At 61.5% G+C, this 17056-nt stretch carries 16 protein-coding genes; 5 read left to right on the top strand and 11 right to left on the bottom strand.

The window, feature by feature from the left end; translation table 11 throughout:
* Nucleotides 1-7 precede the first annotated feature (7 nt).
* Both AB5Y67_RS11475 and AB5Y67_RS11470 read right to left on the bottom strand, forming a co-directional pair.
* Nucleotides 8-421 (bottom strand): YeeE/YedE family protein, encoded by a 414-nt coding sequence (locus AB5Y67_RS11475; RefSeq protein ID WP_041202268.1) that lies wholly within the window; start codon nucleotides 419-421, stop codon nucleotides 8-10.
* The gene (locus tag AB5Y67_RS11470; protein ID WP_005338008.1) at nucleotides 421-735 is read right to left on the bottom strand and encodes a helix-turn-helix transcriptional regulator; all 315 of its coding nucleotides are present in this window, start codon (nucleotides 733-735) and stop codon (nucleotides 421-423) included. Before AB5Y67_RS11470 ends, AB5Y67_RS11475 begins: the two co-directional genes overlap by 1 nt.
* An 88-nt stretch (nucleotides 736-823) precedes the next feature.
* On the opposite strand from AB5Y67_RS11470, the gene AB5Y67_RS11465 reads away from it, so the two are divergent.
* From AB5Y67_RS11465 to AB5Y67_RS11450, 4 genes are all read left to right on the top strand, one after another.
* Entirely contained in the window at nucleotides 824-1009 is a 186-nt protein-coding gene (locus AB5Y67_RS11465) for a DUF2892 domain-containing protein (protein WP_005344304.1), read from the top strand.
* 54 nt (nucleotides 1010-1063) lie between these two features.
* Nucleotides 1064-2335 carry an NAD(P)/FAD-dependent oxidoreductase gene (locus AB5Y67_RS11460; protein ID WP_368207786.1) on the top strand — a complete coding sequence of 424 codons (1272 nt, stop codon included), beginning with the start codon at nucleotides 1064-1066 and terminating at the stop codon, nucleotides 2333-2335.
* Nucleotides 2336-2715: 380 nt separating this feature from the next.
* On the top strand, nucleotides 2716-3120 hold the full coding sequence (locus AB5Y67_RS11455) for a hypothetical protein (protein WP_075115460.1): 405 nt from the start codon (nucleotides 2716-2718) through the stop codon (nucleotides 3118-3120).
* Nucleotides 3121-3337: 217 nt separating this feature from the next.
* Nucleotides 3338-4066, top strand: a complete 729-nt coding sequence (locus AB5Y67_RS11450; RefSeq protein WP_368207785.1) for an MgtC/SapB family protein — start codon at nucleotides 3338-3340, stop codon at nucleotides 4064-4066.
* 91 nt (nucleotides 4067-4157) lie between these two features.
* On the opposite strand, the gene AB5Y67_RS11445 is transcribed toward AB5Y67_RS11450, so the two are convergent.
* From AB5Y67_RS11445 to grpE, 8 genes are all read right to left on the bottom strand, one after another.
* Nucleotides 4158-5168 carry a LacI family DNA-binding transcriptional regulator gene (locus AB5Y67_RS11445; RefSeq protein WP_064336901.1) on the bottom strand — a complete coding sequence of 337 codons (1011 nt, stop codon included), beginning with the start codon at nucleotides 5166-5168 and terminating at the stop codon, nucleotides 4158-4160.
* A gap of 27 nt (nucleotides 5169-5195) precedes the next feature.
* Nucleotides 5196-6611, bottom strand: a complete 1416-nt coding sequence (locus tag AB5Y67_RS11440; RefSeq protein ID WP_201936890.1) for a sucrose-6-phosphate hydrolase — start codon at nucleotides 6609-6611, stop codon at nucleotides 5196-5198.
* Entirely contained in the window at nucleotides 6611-7975 is a 1365-nt protein-coding gene (locus AB5Y67_RS11435; protein WP_042657031.1) for a sucrose-specific PTS transporter subunit IIBC, read from the bottom strand. Before AB5Y67_RS11435 ends, AB5Y67_RS11440 begins: the two co-directional genes overlap by 1 nt.
* An 83-nt stretch (nucleotides 7976-8058) precedes the next feature.
* Complete coding sequence (locus AB5Y67_RS11430) at nucleotides 8059-9015, bottom strand: aminoimidazole riboside kinase (RefSeq protein WP_270657313.1); 957 nt, start codon at nucleotides 9013-9015, stop codon at nucleotides 8059-8061.
* Between the two features lie 115 nt (nucleotides 9016-9130).
* Complete coding sequence (locus AB5Y67_RS11425; protein WP_270657312.1) at nucleotides 9131-10621, bottom strand: carbohydrate porin; 1491 nt, start codon at nucleotides 10619-10621, stop codon at nucleotides 9131-9133.
* A 264-nt stretch (nucleotides 10622-10885) separates the two neighbouring features.
* Nucleotides 10886-12028, bottom strand: coding sequence for a molecular chaperone DnaJ (gene dnaJ, locus AB5Y67_RS11420; RefSeq protein WP_005338032.1), 1143 nt, complete (start codon nucleotides 12026-12028; stop codon nucleotides 10886-10888).
* A gap of 101 nt (nucleotides 12029-12129) precedes the next feature.
* Nucleotides 12130-14058: a molecular chaperone DnaK gene (gene dnaK, locus AB5Y67_RS11415; RefSeq protein WP_005338034.1), complete on the bottom strand. Its 1929-nt coding sequence runs from the start codon at nucleotides 14056-14058 to the stop codon at nucleotides 12130-12132.
* A 297-nt stretch (nucleotides 14059-14355) separates the two neighbouring features.
* Nucleotides 14356-14931 carry a nucleotide exchange factor GrpE gene (gene grpE, locus AB5Y67_RS11410; RefSeq protein WP_005338036.1) on the bottom strand — a complete coding sequence of 192 codons (576 nt, stop codon included), beginning with the start codon at nucleotides 14929-14931 and terminating at the stop codon, nucleotides 14356-14358.
* A 291-nt stretch (nucleotides 14932-15222) separates the two neighbouring features.
* Here grpE and nadK point away from each other — a divergent pair, with 291 nt between their 5' ends.
* Nucleotides 15223-16107, top strand: coding sequence for an NAD(+) kinase (gene nadK, locus AB5Y67_RS11405; protein ID WP_270657311.1), 885 nt, complete (start codon nucleotides 15223-15225; stop codon nucleotides 16105-16107).
* Here the strand turns inward: nadK and AB5Y67_RS11400 are convergent.
* Nucleotides 16104-17036, bottom strand: coding sequence for a LysR substrate-binding domain-containing protein (locus tag AB5Y67_RS11400; protein WP_270657310.1), 933 nt, complete (start codon nucleotides 17034-17036; stop codon nucleotides 16104-16106). The two genes, nadK and AB5Y67_RS11400, sit on opposite strands and share 4 nt — an antisense overlap.
* Nucleotides 17037-17056 lie beyond the last annotated feature (20 nt).

Genomic DNA, 17056 nt, shown 5'->3' with positions numbered 1-17056 from the left:
CAGCCCCTTACAGCAGATGATGAGTGACGAAGACGGTGATAAAGCCTGCCGCCATAAAGGTCAGGGTGGCGACGATGGAGCGCAGGGAGAGCCGCCCCATACCACAGATGCCGTGACCGCTGGTGCAGCCATTGCCAAGACGGGTACCGATGCCGACCAGCAGACCGGCCAGCAGCACCACCGGCCAACCAGGCAAGGTGGTGAATGCGGGCATACTGGCCCAACCCAGAGTCAGCGCCAACCAGGCGCCCGCCCCCAGCCCCAGCAGAAACAGCACCCGCCACGGTGCACGGTGTTGCAGCGCACCGGCCAGAATGCCGCTGATGCCGGCCACCCGGCCGTTGAACAACATCAGGATCAGGGCCGACAGCCCCGCCAGCATGCCGCCGCCCAAAGAGAGCAGCCATTGGCTTTCCATCATCAAGATTCCTTATTTTCCGAGTGACAAAAATGGGTTTGCAGCGCCCCCAGCACATCGGCAGCCGCCTCGCTCACCAGCGAGTAGTAGATCTGCTGGGAAACCTTGCGCGAACGGATCAAGCCGTAGCGCTTCAATACCGAAAGTTGCTGGGAGAAGGCCGACTGCCCGAGTTGGCTATGGGCCAGCAGCTCCCCGACCCCCTTCTCCCCCTCCACCAGCTGGCAGAGCACCATCAGGCGTTCGGGATGAGCCAACGCCTTGAGCAAGGAGGCGGCGGCTGTCGCATGTCTGTTCATCTCGTCGAATTGGCTCATAAGAGTAAATTAGCAATTGCTGATATTTGTTCTATTGTATAAAACAACACTAAATTAGCAATATCTAAAGTAGATAAGGAGAAAGACCATGACAGTAGATAACGGAGTCAGAATCGTCGCGGGTTGCATGTTGCTGCTCTCGCTTATCCTTACCACCTGGGTTCATCCGGGCTTTGTCTGGTTGAGTGCCTTTGTCGGGGTCAACCTGATCCAGAGCGCATTCACCGGTTTCTGCCCGGCAGCGATGATCCTCAAACGGATAGGTTTTAAATAAACGGGTCGGATGACCCGGCTCACATGAGCGTGTAATAAACGCAGGAGGCTGAACATGGCAACGGTAATCGTCATCGGCGCAGGTCTCGGGGGCATGTCTGCCGCCTACGAACTCAAGGCCGAACTGGGCAAGCAGCATGAGGTGATCCTCATCAATGACAAGCCGGACTTTGAATTCACCCCCTCCAACCCCTGGATTGCCGTCCAGTGGCGGGAGCGCAAGGAGATCTCGATCCCCATCGAACCCCATGTGAAGAAAAAGGGGATCCGCTTTATCCATGCCGCCCTGACCGAGCTGCAACCGGCGGCGCAGCAGCTCACCCTCTCCGATGGCCAGACCCTGCGTTACGACTTTTTGGCAATCTGCACCGGCCCGGCCCTCGCCTTTGACGAGGTGACGGGGGCTGGCCCCGAATCCGGTGGCACCACCAGCGTCTGTACCCTCTCCCACGCCGAAGAGTGCCGTCACAGTGTCAGCGCACTGGTCGATGAGCCCGGCCCTGTGATTGTCGGCGCCATGCCGGGCGCCTCCTGCTTCGGCCCCGCCTACGAGTATGCGTTCATCCTCGATCGCCACCTGCGCGACAAGAAGGTGAGGAAAAATGTGCCCATGACCTTTGTCACCAGCGAGCCCTACATCGGCCATCTGGGTCTCAACGGCGTGGGCGACTCCAAGGGGATGCTGGAGAGCGAACTGCGAATGCGCGACGTGCAGTGGATCTGCAATGCCCGCACCGTGGCGGCGCAAGATGGCCAGATGACGGTGGAGGAGCTGGACGATGAGGGCAACATCAAGCGCACCCACACCCTGCCCTACAAACATGCCATGATGCTGCCCGCCTTTGTCGGCATTGCGCCACTGCGGGACATCGAGGGGCTGGTCAATCCCCGTGGCTTTGTCATCGTCGACGAACACCAGCGCAACCCCGCCTTCCCGCAGATTTACGCCGCCGGGGTCTGCATCGCCATTGCACCGCCGCACAAGACGCCGGTGCCGACCGGGGTGCCCAAGACCGGCTACATGATTGAGGCGATGGTGCGCACCTTAAGCCACAACATCAAGGCGGAGCTCAGTGGCCAGCCGCCGGTAACCAAAGCAGTGTGGAATGCCATCTGTCTGGCAGACATGGGGGACACCGGCGCCGCCTTCGTCGCCATGCCGCAGATCCCGCCGCGCAACGTCGCCTGGTTCAAGAAAGGAAAGTGGGTCCATCTGGCCAAGATCGCCTTCGAGAAGTACTTTCTGCACAAGATGCAGGTGGGGGATACCGAGCCCATCTACGAAAAACTGATGCTCAAATACCTCGGCATCGACAAGACCGAATGACCCCGCAGACCCGGCCCTCGCCGGGTCTGCTTTTGGTGGCCCTGCGCGGCAAAACGGGGCTTTCGATTATGTTTCAAGATGTTGCTGCGGGCGGCGCGGGGTTTACCCTGCCTGCCACCTCGGCTATCATTCGAGCCTCTTATCAATAGCGGAGACCATCAGTGGGCAACTCATCAAGTGACAGTTGTAGACCGACCCTCATCGTCGGTACCAAGGTCGCGAGCTAGCCGCAGGTCTTTCTCTGCCGCAACTCGCAACCCTGCGAGAAGCGGAAATCCACTCCCCTCTTCTCCCTTTTTACACTTGACGTCTGGTGACCTGTGGCCAACCGCCACGGTCGCCATGCCTGCATAGTTTCTGCTTCCCACAAGGAGGCTGCTATGCGTTTTATCTCAATCAAACCGGCTGCGGATCGCGCGGTCGCAACAGGTTCTGTTGCTACCCGGGCTCACCCCCTGTTGAGCAGGCTCGGCCGTGGCATGCTGCCACGCTGGCTGGGCGGCAAACCGCGTCAGCACCACTACCGGCTGCAGATCCGTTGTGAGGATCGCGCCGATATGGAGCAGGTGCTGGATATGGTGAACCACACCCTGCAACCGGCGGGGCTGCAACCGATGCAATCGATGAAGCCGGGTCGCGGCGGCGGGCGTGAGCTGGTGCTCAACCTGCAGTGCACCCCGCCCCAGCGCCGCTATCTGGTGCAGTTTGTTCATCAGGTCGGAGTAGCACATCCGGTGCGCTGGCAACTGCGCCCGCGCATCGACTGCGATCCCGAACTCAACTGACCGCACACCTGCGTTAACCACAGTGAAAGGGGCCAGCCACGCTGGCCCCGCTTGTTGCGTCCTCTCCGAGCGTCAGGGCATCCGATGATGCTCACGCCCCGGGACGCCGCGTTTTGTTTGTCTGCTGGCCATCCGCGCAATCATCCCCTGATCCATCCGCCTCCCGGCGTTTCATCATGGATTGCACCAAGCTAGCACTTATCAGAAGGAGTACGCCATGAAGATGTGGCAACAAATTGACATGATCTCCCTGCTCGACACCCTGGCCAGCCTGCTGCTCGCCTTTGTGCTCGGCAGTCTGATCGGGCTGGAGCGCCAGTACCGCCAACGTACCGCGGGCCTGCGCACCAACGTGCTGGTCGCCGTAGGGGCCGCCCTGTTCGTCAGTCTGGCCCAGCGCATCTATGACCTGCACGGCGGCAACTACAACGTGGTCCATGTGGTGGCCTATATCGTCTCCGGCATCGGCTTTCTCGGCGCCGGCGTCATCATGCGCGAGTCGGGCAATATCCGCGGCATCAACACTGCCGCCACCCTCTGGGGTGTCGCTGCGGTCGGCGCCGCCTGTGGTGCAGGGCTGGCCATGGAGGCCATTCTGGGCGCCCTGTTCGTGCTGGCCGCCAACACCCTGCTGCGACCGCTGGTCAACCAGATCAACCGTCGCCCGGTAGACAATCTGGATACCGAAGTGACCTACAAGGTGACGGCCCTGACCCCGCGCGAGCATCAAAAAGAGGTGCTGCACTGGCTGGAAGAGATGCTGGAGCAGGCCAACTACCCCTTGAGCGAACTCGATATCGAGCCGTTTGGCGCGGGGGATCTGGAGATCTCGGCGGTGCTGCTGGCTACCTCCATCGATGGCGACGAGCTGGATGCCCTGATGCAAAAGCTGGCCATCCACCCTCATATCAAGCAGGTGTTCTGGCGCACCAGTACCACCGATTGAGCCGTTGGTCAGAGGAACGAACCATCCGCCCGCAGCAAAAAGCCCCGCCAGCAATGGCGGGGCTTTCTCATATGGGATGGGCGAAGAGTGGCTAGCGGCGGCTGCGCCAGCGCACCCTGGGGGTGATCACCTGGGCAGTCTGCGCCGGGGGATTGCCCGCAATCAGTTGCTGCATCAGCTCGAAAGCGGCGAGAGCCAGCGCCGGACAATCCTGCGCCACCGAGTCGATGCGCATGGGAATGCAGTCGAGCAGGTCATGATCATCGAAGGTACACAGGCGCATCCCTGTCTCCATCAGCCCCGCCTCATTGAGGTAGCGCAGTACCCCTTCCAGCAGTGTAAAAGAGGCGGTAAAGAGCCCCCTTGGGGGCGCCCCCAGCTCGGCCACCAGCTCGGCCATCAGCTGATAACCGGAGCTCGGCTGATAGTCGCGATGACGCACCCGGGCTACATCGGCTTCAAAACCGGCGCGATGGAGCCCCAGCTCATAGCCCGCCAGCCGGTGACGACTGGGGGAGAGATCCAGCAGGCCGCCGAAGTAGTAGATCTCCTCGCCGCACTCGCTGGCCATGTCCCGCACCAGCTCGGCGGTGGCCTTGCAGGCATCGGAGATCACCATGGGCAGGCGCGACTCGCCAATATGGCGGTCGAGCTGCACCACCGGCAGGCGGTCGTGAATGCGGGCATAGATGTCATCGCTGTGGCCGCTGGAGGCGACAATCAGCCCATCCACCTGGCGGCTGATGAGGTTATCCACCACCCGCTGCTCGAGGGCGGGATCATCCTCGGAGCAGGCGATCAGCAGCTGGATGCCCGCCTCCCGGCAGTGCGCCTCGAGGGCACGGGCAATGCGGGCAAAACCGAAGTTGGTGAGATCGGGGATCACCAGCCCCCAGGTGTAGCTGCGGGTCTCGCGCAGGGAGCGGGCATGAAAGCTCGGCAGGTAGTGACACTCCTCCGCCACCGCCTGAATGCGCTTGCGGGTATCGTCGGCAATCCGGTACTCCGCACTCTTCCCGTTGAGCACCAGACTGGCGGTCGCCTTGGACACCCCCGCCAGTTCGGCGATCTGGGCAATCGTGATCCGTTTCTTCTTCTCCACCTGGCCTCCCGGCTGACTAGAACCGGGCTATTGTACTAAGCACGCCGACAGCGGCCAGTGATTGAGGCAAATTTTGCAGCCATCATCGCCGTTACCTGATGAAAGTTGCGGCTTCTCCCCGGGGAAGTAGCGCGCCGACAGGGTGTGGCGACCCTCATCGATGAAACACTCCAGACTGGAGCGATCGCACAGCACGGTGATCCGCCCGCCAGCCCATGGGCTGCTGCGAGTCTCCCACGCCCCGCTCTGCCAGTTCTGGCGCCGCAAGGTGATGCGCCCCGGCTGCCACACCAGCTCGGCCACGGCGCCGAACCAGAGACTCCCCTCACCGCAGAGCCCCATATCGAGCCAGGCCGAGTCGATGGCCAGCCCCGGAAACTCGCCAAGCGTCCCCTCGAAGCGGGTCTGCTCTCCCTTCAATGCCGCCAGCTCCGCCACCGGCCGCTGGCAGAGCCACTCATCCTGCCAGAACAGCTCCCGCGGGCAGCTCATCTGGTGGATCCAGCCATAGGGGATGGTGGGCTGGCTCATCTCGTTCGCCTCCGGCAGACCCAGCCAGCCAAACAGCAAGCGCCGACCCTGGCTATCCAGAGTGGTCTGGGGGGCATAGAACTCAAAGCCCCGGTCCAGCTCGTGGAAAGCCCCGTGCTCGAAGCGCTCGCCGTCGAAATCTCCCGCCAGCCAGCCGCACTGGTAGAGGTTGCGATAATCCTCGCCCACCGGGGCAATCCCCTGCGGGCAGCTGATCAGCACATGGCGATCGACCAGCGGGAAGAGATCCGGGCACTCCCACATATAGCCAAACTCACCCAGCCCCCCTCGCCCGCTACCGGCGATGGGACCCACCCACTGCCAGCTTTGCAGGGTTTCGCCGCGATAGAGCAGCACTTCCCCCTTGTCGCCCAGAGTGCGAGCCCCCAGCACCATCAGCCACTGCTGGCCGTCGTGCCACACCTTGGGATCGCGCACATGGCCGCTGTAGCCTGCGGGCAGATCCAGCACAGGCCCCAGCTTGGCAAAACCGGCCTCACCGTCGGCGCGGGCCAGACACTGATAAGCGGTACGACTGCCATCCGGGTACTTGACATTGCCGGTGTAGATAAGAGTCAGGCGCCCCTGCTCGTCGCTCACCGCCGAGCCCGAATAGCAGCCGTGGCTCTCATAGGCTTCGGTGGGCAACAGCGCCACCGGCTCGTGCTGCCAATGCAGCAGATCGGTGGAGGTGACATGGCCCCAGCCCTTGTTGCGGTGCTCGCAGCCGAGCGGATTCCACTGGTAGAAGAGGTGGTAGCGCCCGTCGTGCTCGATAAAACCGTTGGGATCGTTAAGCAGCCCCACCGGGGCTGCCAGATGCCAGCGGGGCCGATGGGGATCGGCCGCCGCCTTGAGCTGTCCGGCCAGCAGCGACCGGACAATCTGGTTGAGAAGATCGCTTTCCTTCATCACTCCACCTTGTACTTGAGCAGGTAGGAAGCGGCGAAAGCGGCGCCAAAGGCGATCACCAGCCCGATGATGTAATGAATAAGGCTCATGGGCTGGACGATGGCCATGCCGGGAATACCGGTCAGCCCCACCGCCGTCATCCCCACCTTGGCCGCCACCACGTAGGCACCGCCGCAGGCCCCGCCAAACAGACCGGCGAGGAAGGGTTTGATGTAACGCAGGTTCACCCCGAAGATCGCCGCTTCCGTGATACCCAGCAGGCAGGACATGGCAGCCGGCACGGTAATCGCCTTGATCTTCACGTCGCGGGTCTTGAAGTAGACCGCGAGGCAAGCCCCACCCTGTGCCACGTTGGCCATGGCCCAGATGGGCAGCAGGAAATTGACGCCAATTTGCGGATTGGCCAACAACCCCGCCTCGATGGCGTGGAAGCTATGATGGATGCCGGTGATGACGATCAGCGAGTAAGTGCCGCCAAATACCAGCCCCGCCAGCCAGCCCGCCTGCTCATAGAGGGCGCTCAGACCGAACGAGATGCCATCCCCCAGCACCCGACCCGCCGGGCCGATAAAAAGCAGCGCTACAAAGCCGGTGATGATGACGGTGAGAAACGGCGTGAGGATCAGATCCAGCGCATCCGGAATGCGCTTGCGCAGCTGTTTCTCCAGATGGGACATAAACCAGACCGCCAGCAGCACCGGGAAGACGGTGCCCTGATAGCCGATCATCGCCACATCCAGCCCGAAGAAGTCCATGGTCTTGAAACCACCGGCCACGCCCCAGGCGTTGGTCAGCGCCGGGTGGGTGAGGATGCCGCCGAGGGTCGCCCCGAGGTACGGATTGCCGCCAAACTCCCGCGCCGCCGTAAAGCCGATGAGGATCGGCAATATGATAAAGGCCGCCGAGCTGAACATGTCGAGCATCACAAACAGGGCGCTGTCGGCATTGACCCAACCGTAGGTGCGCACCATGCCGAGCAGCCCCATCAGCAGGCCCGAGGCGACGATGGCCGGAATGATCGGCACGAAGATGTTGGAGAGGGTTCGCGCCAACCGCTGGGCCACGTTGAGCTTGGCCGCCGCCATGTCGGTCAGCTCCGCCTTGCTGGCGGTGCCGGTACCGGTCAGCGCCACGAACTCCGCATAGACCTTGTTGACCAGACCGGTGCCGAAGATCACCTGAATTTGGCCCGCGTTGCTAAAGCACCCCTTGACCCCCTCCAGCTTGTCGATGGCGGCCTTGTTTACCTTGCTGTCATCGGCCAGCACCAACCGCAGCCGGGTGGCGCAGTGGGCTGCGCTGACGATATTCTCCTTGCCCCCGAGCAGGGGCACCAGATCCTTGGCTATCGCACTGATATTCATATTCTTCCTCTTATGACCCGCCACGCTGGCGGGCCCTTGTCACATGAGAGTAGGGGCTGTCGAGCCGAGCTTCTAGCCTCAGCTCAACAGCCGCTTGCGCTTGATCGCAAAAAGGCATCCAGTTCGGAGCGGGTCGGCAGCGCCGTCATCGCCCCCTTGGCGGTGGTGGCGAGCGCCCCGCAACCGTGGGCCTGAGCCAGGATGGCGGGTAGCTCGGCCAGAGTCGGCAGCGACGAGCGCCCGGCCAGCGCCGCCAGCAGACCGGCGACGAAGGCATCCCCCGCCCCCGTGGTGTCGATGGGCGTTACTTTCTGCCCCACCCACTCCAGCAACTCGCCATCAAGGCGAGCCACCACCCCGGCCGCCCCTCTGGTCACCAGCACCAGCGCCGGGCCAGAGAGAGTGGCGAGCCCGGCGGCCAGTTCATCCTCGCCACTCAGCAGTTGCAGCTCCTCGATGGAGAGCTTGACCACATCCGCCTGTGTAATTGCCTGACGCACCAGCGGCAGCATCTCGGCCGGGTTGCCCCACACCTCGGGGCGCAGGTTGGGGTCGAAGCAGACCCGCCCGCCTGCCGCCTTGATGTCCGCCATGGCCTGCAGGCAGCTGGTGCGCACCGGCTCGTTGGCGAGCGCGATGGAGCAGGTCAGCAACCACTGACCGGCATCGAAGTGGGGCAACTCATCTGGGGTGAGGAACTGGTCGGCACTGGGGCGCACCATAAAGGTGAAGCTGCGCTCCCCCTCATCATCCAGTGCCACCAGCACGGTAGAGGTGCGATGGTCAGGATCGAGCCGTAGCGCACCGATATCCACCCCCTCCCCGCTCAGGGTGTCGGCCATAAAGCGGCCGAACGGGTCAGCACCAACCCGGCCGATAAAGGCCGCATCGCCACCCAGCCGTGCCACACCAACCGCCACATTGGCGGGCGCACCACCCGGACACTTGAGGTAGTTCAACGCCCCTTCCGGGATCAAGTCCACCACCGCATCCCCCATTACCCACACTCGATTCGTCACCTTGCTACTCCACTGCTGCATCGGATCCACGGTCAAACCCGAACTCTGTTCTGTTGGCTGGCATTATCAGCTAAACCGTTTTAGCCAACCAACAGATCTCGGCACCGGCTGCCATTTTTGTGATCGGGATAACGAACTAGAACCAGGTTTCCATCTGTAAGCCAAAGTTCCACTCGCCACCGGCGGTGAAGTTGCTCTGGCCCATGGCATCGTCGCTGGCGTAGTTGTCGAGCTCGGAGGACCAGTCCATCCAGCTGGCGAACACCCGCAGCTCGGGACGTTCGAAGAAACCGGCGGTCTGCGCCTTGAAGGTGGGGGCGAAGGTGAGCTTGGTGAAGTTGCCGTTCACCGCCTGGCGTCCCTTGTAACCCTTGGGGTCGAGATCCATGTACTGCCAGGCCGCCTCGTAGACCAGCTCGACGTTCTGGCTCAGCACCTGCGCCACCCGGGTATTGAAGGTGAGCCAGCGGTACTCGTCCCCTTTCACGTAGCGATCCTGACTCTGCTCGGCTAGCAGGGCCGGGGCAAAACGCCAGCGCGAGTTGAGATCGGTGGCGCCAAACACGGCGACCCGCACTGCATCGGCGTCCGGCAACAGCTCGCTGTCAGAGCCCAGCCCCTTGACCTCGGCCCCCAGCCCATGACCGTACAGCACCGCCGCCTTGGCAAAACCGGGGTTGATGCCAAAGAAGCTCTCGCCGTGGTAGGCCAGCAGGGTGTGTGCCCCCTTGTCCGCCGCCTCGCTGCCCGCCCCCTTGTCATTGATGCGGGCATCATTGTCCTTGGCCGAGAGACCGTTCACCATCCATTGCCAGTTGCCGACGCGGTTGTTCATGGTGAGGATGTAGCTCTCGATATCGGAAAGACCGCTGGCGCTGATGTCGCCGTAATCGCGGCCATAGAGGGAGAAGTTGGCCTTCCAGCTATCGGCCAGCTGCACGTCGTAGACACCGCCGCCGGTACCGGCCAGGAACACCACGTCGGAATCGAGCCAGTGGATGTCGAAGTTGTCCCGATCAAAGCGCTTACCCGCCCACAGCACCGCATTCTTGAAGGGGCCGTCGAAGCTCGCCAGATTGCCGATCTCGGCAAACACCTGACGGGTATTGAGGCTCGAATCGCTGGCGGTCCAGTCGTTGCTGGTCTCCACCCCGTCAGCCAGCATCAGCTTGTAGCGGGCCCAGCTGCCATCCTCGAAGGTCTGGGTTTTCAGCAGGTTGGCCTCCATGTAGGTGTCATCCTCGTTGCCAAGACGACCGACAGCCCCGCCCACCGAACCGGCTGGCGTGATGTAGGGGCCGCCGCGCCCACCGTTGCCATTGCTGTTGACCAACAGGCCCGAGCGAGCGTAAGCGTGAAACTCGAAACCTTGGGCACCGGCGGTCTTCTCATCCACCTTCTGGCTGCGGTTGTCGGCCACCTGCGCCTGCTCACTCGCCGCGCTCGCCTTCACTTCCGCCTGACTGGCACGGCTCTCTGCTGCCTCGGCTCTCGCTTCAGCCGCCTGTACCCGCGCCTCCAGCGCCGCCAGACGGGCCTCGATACCGCCATCCGCCGCCCACAGCGGGTTGCTCATCCCCAATCCCAGCGCTACCGCCAGCGCCAACTTGCTCTTGAACATCATCATCTTCCTCACCTGTCATCTGTAGCCCGAACGGGCGCTGTTGTTATCGACAGCCAGAGCATAGCTAAACCGCTTTAGCCAACTCAATACAGCAACTAAACCGTTTCAGCAATAGTGTGAGCGGGATAACATTTGTACAGCAGGAATTGGCGGGAGTTGTGAGGAGGATCCCTCATCAGGATCCACTCAATAGGGCGGATCCTGGCTAAACGGCGGGCAAAAAAAGAGCCGGCACAAGGCCGGCTCTGTTTATTCGGGTCGCTGAAATCAGCTGGTCAGATCGTCGAAGAAGCGTTTCACCCCTTCGAAGAAACCTTCCGATTTCGGCTTGTGGGTCTTGGCAGCGGCGCCGCTGAAGGATTCGTCCAGCTGGCGCAACAGCTCTTTCTGCTGCTCGGTGAGGTTGACCGGAGTCTCGATCACCACCTTGCACATCAGATCCCCTACCTGACCGGAGCGCACGGACTTCACGCCCTTGCCGCGCATGCGGAACATCTTGCCGGTCTGGGTCTCCGGAGTGACCTTGAGCTTGACGCGGCCATCCAGGGTCGGTACTTCAATCTCGCCACCCAGCGCAGCTGCGGTGAAGCTGATGGGCACTTCGCAGTAGAGGTTGTTGCCGTCACGCACGAAAATTTCGTGCTCTTTGACGTGCACCTGTACGTAGAGATCCCCTGCCGGTGCCCCTGCTTCCCCCGCTTCCCCTTCGCCGGAGAGACGGATGCGATCGCCGGTATCGACGCCCGCCGGAATTTTCACCGACAGGGTCTTGGTGCGCTGGTAGCGACCTTCACCGTGGCACTTGCGGCACGGATCCTTGATGATCTTGCCGCGACCGTGACAGTGCGGACATGCCTGCTGCACCGCGAAGAAGCCCTGACGCATCTGCACCTGGCCGGAGCCGTGGCAGGTCGGGCAGGTCTGGGCACTGCTGCCGGTGTGGGCACCGGAGCCGTTACAGACTTCACAGTGAACCAGGGTCGGCACCTTGATCTCCTTGGAGACCCCGCGTACCGCCTCTTCCAGCGTCAGCTCCATGGTGTAACGCAGGTCGGAGCCACGGGCCGGGCCACGACGGGCACCACCACGGCCACCGCCGAAGATGTCACCGAATACGTCACCAAACATGTCGGCGAAGTCGGCACCGCCGCCAAAGCCACCGTGGCCACCGCCACCCTGGCTCGGGTCGACACCGGCATGGCCGTACTGGTCGTAACGGGCACGCAGGTTGGCATCGGTCAGGACCTCGTAGGCTTCCTTGACCTCTTTGAACTTCTCTTCGGATGCGGCATCACCCTGGTTACGATCCGGGTGATACTTCATGGCCAGGCGCTTGTACGCCTTCTTGATCTCGCGATCGTCGGCATCTTTCGCCACACCCAGTACTTCGTAGAAATCGCGCTTCGACATACTCATCCTGTGGTTACGCAGACGGGCGTTGGTTACCCAACGCCCGTGAATTCATTGACCAAGCCGATGGGCGAAGCGGACTTCGCCCATCTGGGTAGGGCTTACTTCTTGTCGTCTTTCACTTCTTCGAACTCGGCGTCGACTACGTCGTCGTCAGCCTTGGCAGAAGAGGAGGACTGACCGGCATCAGCACCGGCTGCACCCTGGGCCTGAGCCTGCTGCTGGGCAATTTCCATCAGCTTCTGGGACGCTTCCAGCAGAGCCTGCTGTTTGGCTTCGATAGCAGCCTTGTCGTCACCCTTGATGGCCGCTTCCAGCTCGCTCAGAGCAGCTTCGATCTTGGTCTTGTCGTCGGCAGGCAGGGCTTCACCGGCTTCGGTGATCTGCTTGCGTACGGAGTGGACCAGACCATCAGCCTGGTTGCGAGCCTGTACCAGCTCTTCAAACTTCTTGTCCTCGGCCGCGTTGGCTTCGGCTTCGCGTACCATGCGCTCGATCTCGTCATCAGACAGACCAGAGGAGGCCTGGATGGTGATCTTCTGCTCTTTGTTGGTCTCTTTGTCTTTTGCAGAGACGTGCAGGATACCGTTGGCATCGATGTCGAAGGTCACTTCGATCTGCGGCAGACCGCGCGGTGCCGGACGGATGCCTTCCAGGTTGAACTGGCCCAGAGACTTGTTGTCGCTGGCGCGCTTGCGCTCACCCTGCAGCACGTGAATGGTCACGGCAGACTGGTTGTCTTCGGCAGTCGAGAACACCTGGGACTTCTTGGTCGGGATGGTGGTGTTCTTCTCGATCAGCGCAGTCATCACGCTACCCATGGTTTCGATACCCAGGGAGAGCGGGGTGACGTCCAGCAGCAGTACGTCGGTCTTGTCACCGGACAGTACGGCGCCCTGGATGGCAGCACCCATGGCCACGGCTTCGTCCGGGTTGACGTCTTTACGCGGCTCTTTGCCAAAGAACTCGGCAACGGTCTTCTGAACCAGCGGCATACGGGTCTGACCACCAACCAAAATTACGTCGTCGATCTCGCCAACAGCCAGACCGGAGTCTTTCAGGGCGACACGAACCGGCTCCAGAGAGTCCTTCACCATGTCTTCTACCAGGGATTCCAGCTTGGCGCGGGTCACCTTGATGTTCATGTGCTTCGGACCGGTGGCATCTGCAGTGATGTACGGCAGGTTGACGTCGGTCTGCTGGGCAGAAGAGAGCTCGATCTTGGCTTTCTCGGCGGCATCTTTCAGACGCTGCAGAGCCAGCTGGTCGTTACGCAGGTCGATGCCTTGCTCACGCTTGAACTCGTCTACCAGATAGTTGATGACGCGGTTATCGAAGTCTTCACCACCCAGGTGGGTGTTACCGTTGGTCGCCAGTACTTCGAAGGTGGTTTCGCCTTCAACTTCGTCGATCTCGATGATGGAGATATCGAAAGTACCGCCCCCCAGGTCATATACGGCAACCTTGCGCTCGCCTTTGACCTTGTTCACGCCGTAAGCGAATGCAGCAGCAGTCGGTTCGTTGATGATGCGTTTTACATCCAGACCGGCGATGCGACCGGCATCCTTGGTAGCCTGACGCTGGGCGTCGTTGAAGTAGGCTGGAACAGTGATAACGGCTTCGGTTACCGGCTCGCCCAGGTAGTCTTCGGCGGTCTTCTTCATCTTTTTCAGCACTTCGGCAGAGATCTGCGGCGGTGCCATTTTCTTGCCCTTCACTTCAACCCAGGCGTCGCCGTTGTCAGCTTTGGCGATGGCGTACGGCATGATTTTCAGGTCACGCTGCACTTCTTCATCTTCAAAACGACGACCGATCAGACGCTTGATGGCGAACAGGGTGTTTTTCGGGTTGGTGATGGCCTGACGCTTGGCCGGCTGACCAACCAGGATCTCGCCATCATCGGCATAGGCAATGATGGACGGAGTAGTACGATCGCCTTCTGCGTTCTCGATCACGCGAGCAGTGTCGCCATCCAGAATAGCGACGCAGGAGTTGGTAGTACCCAGGTCAATACCGATGATTTTACCCATTTGACGAATCTCCAAATACTTTGAATAAACTGGCGAGGAACTCGCCTTAATGCGTTAACGGCTAGGTGGGGGCTGCCAATCTGGCTTTCAAGCTCCCGGCATCAAATTTTTTGTGCCGCCGCGGCCTTGCTACCTATATGGGGTCGCCAGACGCAGCTTCAAGCCCCAACCCTAAAAAACCACACCCTTTGTCATGGTTGCGCGGTCACGTTGAGCCGTAAACCGGGCAAGATGAACAGGTGCTGCACTGCGAAACAAAAAGCCCGCCACAGGGCGGGCTCGGGCACCCACAGCCAATCAGTCGACCGCTTTGGCGATCATCACCATGGCCGGACGGATCACCCGACCGTTGAGGTCATAGCCCTTCTGCATCACTGCAATGACGGTGTTCGGGGCCACATCGGCACTCGGCACCATGCTCATCGCCTGATGGGCGTTGGGGTCAAACGGCTGGTTGATCGGGTCGAGCGCCACCAGACCAAACTTGGCCACACCGCTCTGCATGGATTTCAGGGTCAGCTCGACACCTTCGATCATCGGCTTGAGGGCTTCGTTCTCCTTGTCGGCCAGTTCGATGGCACGCTCAAGGTTGTCCAGCACCGGCAGCAGTTCGTTGGCGAACTTCTCCAAAGCAAACTTGTGCGCCTTCTCCACATCCAGCTCGGTACGACGGCGCAGGTTCTCCATCTCGGCGGCGGTACGCAGGGCGCGTTCACGCTCTTCCGCCGCTTTTTGGATGGCGGTTTCCAGCTGCGCTTCCAGTTCGGCAATGCGGGCCTGCTCGGCTGTCACTTCACTGTCTACATCGGTCGGCTCGACTGGCTGGGCTTCCACTTGCTCCATCGCTTCAACCTTTTGCTCTTCGTGGTTCATGACATCTCCAATTCCGGGGTTACTTATGAGGGCCCTGACGTCTGGTTGAGCGACCGGACGACAACAGACCGACTATGTTGGCGCTATTATGGGGATGCATCCCCGGCTTTCAAGGGGTAAAGGGCAATCAGGGTTGCTGAATAGCAGCAACCGTCGGTTTATCCGGGTTACCGCTCACCGTTTAACCAGTAGCCTCAAGGGGATAGCCAGCCCCGTCACACGGGAGAGCGTCACAAGCGGAGCAAAGCACTGTATACTGGCCCGCAATACCCATCCCAGATCTGACTGACTATGGATTCTCCGTTCAAAACCATCGCCCTGATTGGCAAACCCCACCATGAGGGGGCCAACCAGACGCTGACCGGCCTGCATCAATACCTGACCGCCCGCGGCTTTAGGGTACTGGTGGAGAGCCGGGTCGCCCAGACCCTGAGCATCCTCGATGAAAACGTGATGGATCTGGTACAACTGGGCCAGCAGGCCGATCTCGCCATCGTGGTCGGCGGTGACGGCAACATGCTGGGGGCGGCACGGGTGCTGTCGCGCTTCGATGTGGCAGTGATCGGGGTCAACCGGGGTAACCTCGGCTTTCTGACCGACCTCTCGCCGCAAGATTATCTATTGCCACTGGAGCAGGTGCTCTCCGGTCACTACAAGAGCGAACACCGCTTCCTGCTGGAAGCCTCGGTCTATCGCCACGGCGAGCGCAAATCGAGCAATCTGGCGGTCAACGAAGCCGTACTGCACCCGGGCAAGATCGCCCACATGATCGAGTTCGAGGTCTATATCGATGGCAGCTTCATGTATAGCCAGCGCTCGGACGGCATCATAGTGGCCACCCCGACCGGCTCCACCGCCTATTCATTGTCGGCCGGTGGTCCCATCCTCACCCCCAAGCTCAACGCCATCACGCTGGTGCCCATGTTCCCGCACACCCTGAGCAGCCGTCCCATCGTGCTGGATGCCGACAGTGAAGTGCGACTGCTGGTCTCGCCAGAGAATCAGGATGACGCCATGCAGGTGAGCTGTGACGGTCAGGTGACGCTGGCGGTACACCCGGGGGACGAGATCCTCATCAAAAAGAGCCACCACCAGCTCCATCTGGTGCATCCCCTCGACTACAGCTACTTCCATGTGCTGCGCAACAAGCTCGGCTGGGGTAGCAAGCTGTTTTAAAGAACCGGTTCAGGGCCTGACTGGCTGAGCGCCACCTCGCTGCGCAGCCAGTCGCTAAAGGCGCGAAAGCGCGGTCGCTCGCGGTTCTCCCGCGGCGAAATCAGCTCGTAATTGCGCCCGGCTGGCACCCGCGGGCCACCCACTGCCACCAGCGAGCCCTGCGCCAGCAAGCTGCACACCAGCACCTCCCGCCCCATTGCGACGCCCATGCCGCCCTGCGCCGCCTGCAGCGCCATCTGATAGTGATTGAAGCCGTAGTGACGCTGTTCATAGGGCAGAGCCATGGCCGCGCCCTCGCACCAGTGGCGCCACTCCGAGAAGAGCTGCTGCACATCAGTCGATTCGGAGGCGTGGATAAAACAGGCCTCCGCCAGCCGGGCCGGATCCGCCAGCAATCCCAGCCGCTCGGCATATTCGGGAGAACAGACGGGCACCAGTTGCTCTTCCATCAACAGCTCCCGGTGCAGATCACTGCAACGGGTGGCGCCGTAGTAGATGGCCAGATCCACCCGCTCCTCGTTGAAATCCACTGCCCCCGCCCGTACCCGCATCATGACGTTCAGCCCGGGCCAGCGCTGCTGGAAACGGGGCAACCTTGGCATCAGCCAGTTGAGCCCCAGGGTAGGCGCAACCCCCACGTGGAGCGTCCCCCGCAGATCCTGAGCCCGGATATCCTCGATCTCCTCGTTGATCTGGCGCAGGGAGTGGCTCAGGGTCGCCAACAGTCTCGCCCCCTCCTCCGTCAACGCCAGCTTGCGGGTCAGGCGAATAAACAGGCGAAACCCCAGTAGCCCTTCCAGATGACGAATACGGTGGCTGATGGCCCCCTGGGTGAGGTTCATCTCCTCGGCGGCGCGGGTGAAACTGAGATGACGGGCCGTGCTCTCGAAGGTGTGCAGCAGGGCTAGGGTGTTCTGTTGTACCAGCATGGATAACCTCGTGATCACGA

Origin of the sequence: Aeromonas sp. s12 (assembly GCF_040907925.1) — a bacterium.
GTDB classification, from domain to species: domain Bacteria; phylum Pseudomonadota; class Gammaproteobacteria; order Enterobacterales; family Aeromonadaceae; genus Aeromonas; species Aeromonas veronii.
This window is presented reverse-complemented; position numbering and strand designations above follow the sequence as displayed.

Coding starts and splice junctions, on each gene's coding strand:
- AB5Y67_RS11475 (WP_041202268.1), bottom strand. CDS start 421: ATGATGGAAAGCCAATGGCTGCTCTCTTTGGGCGGCGGCATGCTGGCG.
- AB5Y67_RS11470 (WP_005338008.1), bottom strand. CDS start 735: ATGAGCCAATTCGACGAGATGAACAGACATGCGACAGCCGCCGCCTCC.
- AB5Y67_RS11465 (WP_005344304.1), top strand. CDS start 824: ATGACAGTAGATAACGGAGTCAGAATCGTCGCGGGTTGCATGTTGCTG.
- AB5Y67_RS11460 (WP_368207786.1), top strand. CDS start 1,064: ATGGCAACGGTAATCGTCATCGGCGCAGGTCTCGGGGGCATGTCTGCC.
- AB5Y67_RS11455 (WP_075115460.1), top strand. CDS start 2,716: ATGCGTTTTATCTCAATCAAACCGGCTGCGGATCGCGCGGTCGCAACA.
- AB5Y67_RS11450 (WP_368207785.1), top strand. CDS start 3,338: ATGAAGATGTGGCAACAAATTGACATGATCTCCCTGCTCGACACCCTG.
- AB5Y67_RS11440 (WP_201936890.1), bottom strand. CDS start 6,611: ATGAAGGAAAGCGATCTTCTCAACCAGATTGTCCGGTCGCTGCTGGCC.
- AB5Y67_RS11435 (WP_042657031.1), bottom strand. CDS start 7,975: ATGAATATCAGTGCGATAGCCAAGGATCTGGTGCCCCTGCTCGGGGGC.
- AB5Y67_RS11430 (WP_270657313.1), bottom strand. CDS start 9,015: ATGCAGCAGTGGAGTAGCAAGGTGACGAATCGAGTGTGGGTAATGGGG.
- AB5Y67_RS11425 (WP_270657312.1), bottom strand. CDS start 10,621: ATGATGATGTTCAAGAGCAAGTTGGCGCTGGCGGTAGCGCTGGGATTG.
- dnaJ (WP_005338032.1), bottom strand. CDS start 12,028: ATGTCGAAGCGCGATTTCTACGAAGTACTGGGTGTGGCGAAAGATGCC.
- dnaK (WP_005338034.1), bottom strand. CDS start 14,058: ATGGGTAAAATCATCGGTATTGACCTGGGTACTACCAACTCCTGCGTC.
- grpE (WP_005338036.1), bottom strand. CDS start 14,931: ATGAACCACGAAGAGCAAAAGGTTGAAGCGATGGAGCAAGTGGAAGCC.
- nadK (WP_270657311.1), top strand. CDS start 15,223: ATGGATTCTCCGTTCAAAACCATCGCCCTGATTGGCAAACCCCACCAT.
- AB5Y67_RS11400 (WP_270657310.1), bottom strand. CDS start 17,036: ATGCTGGTACAACAGAACACCCTAGCCCTGCTGCACACCTTCGAGAGC.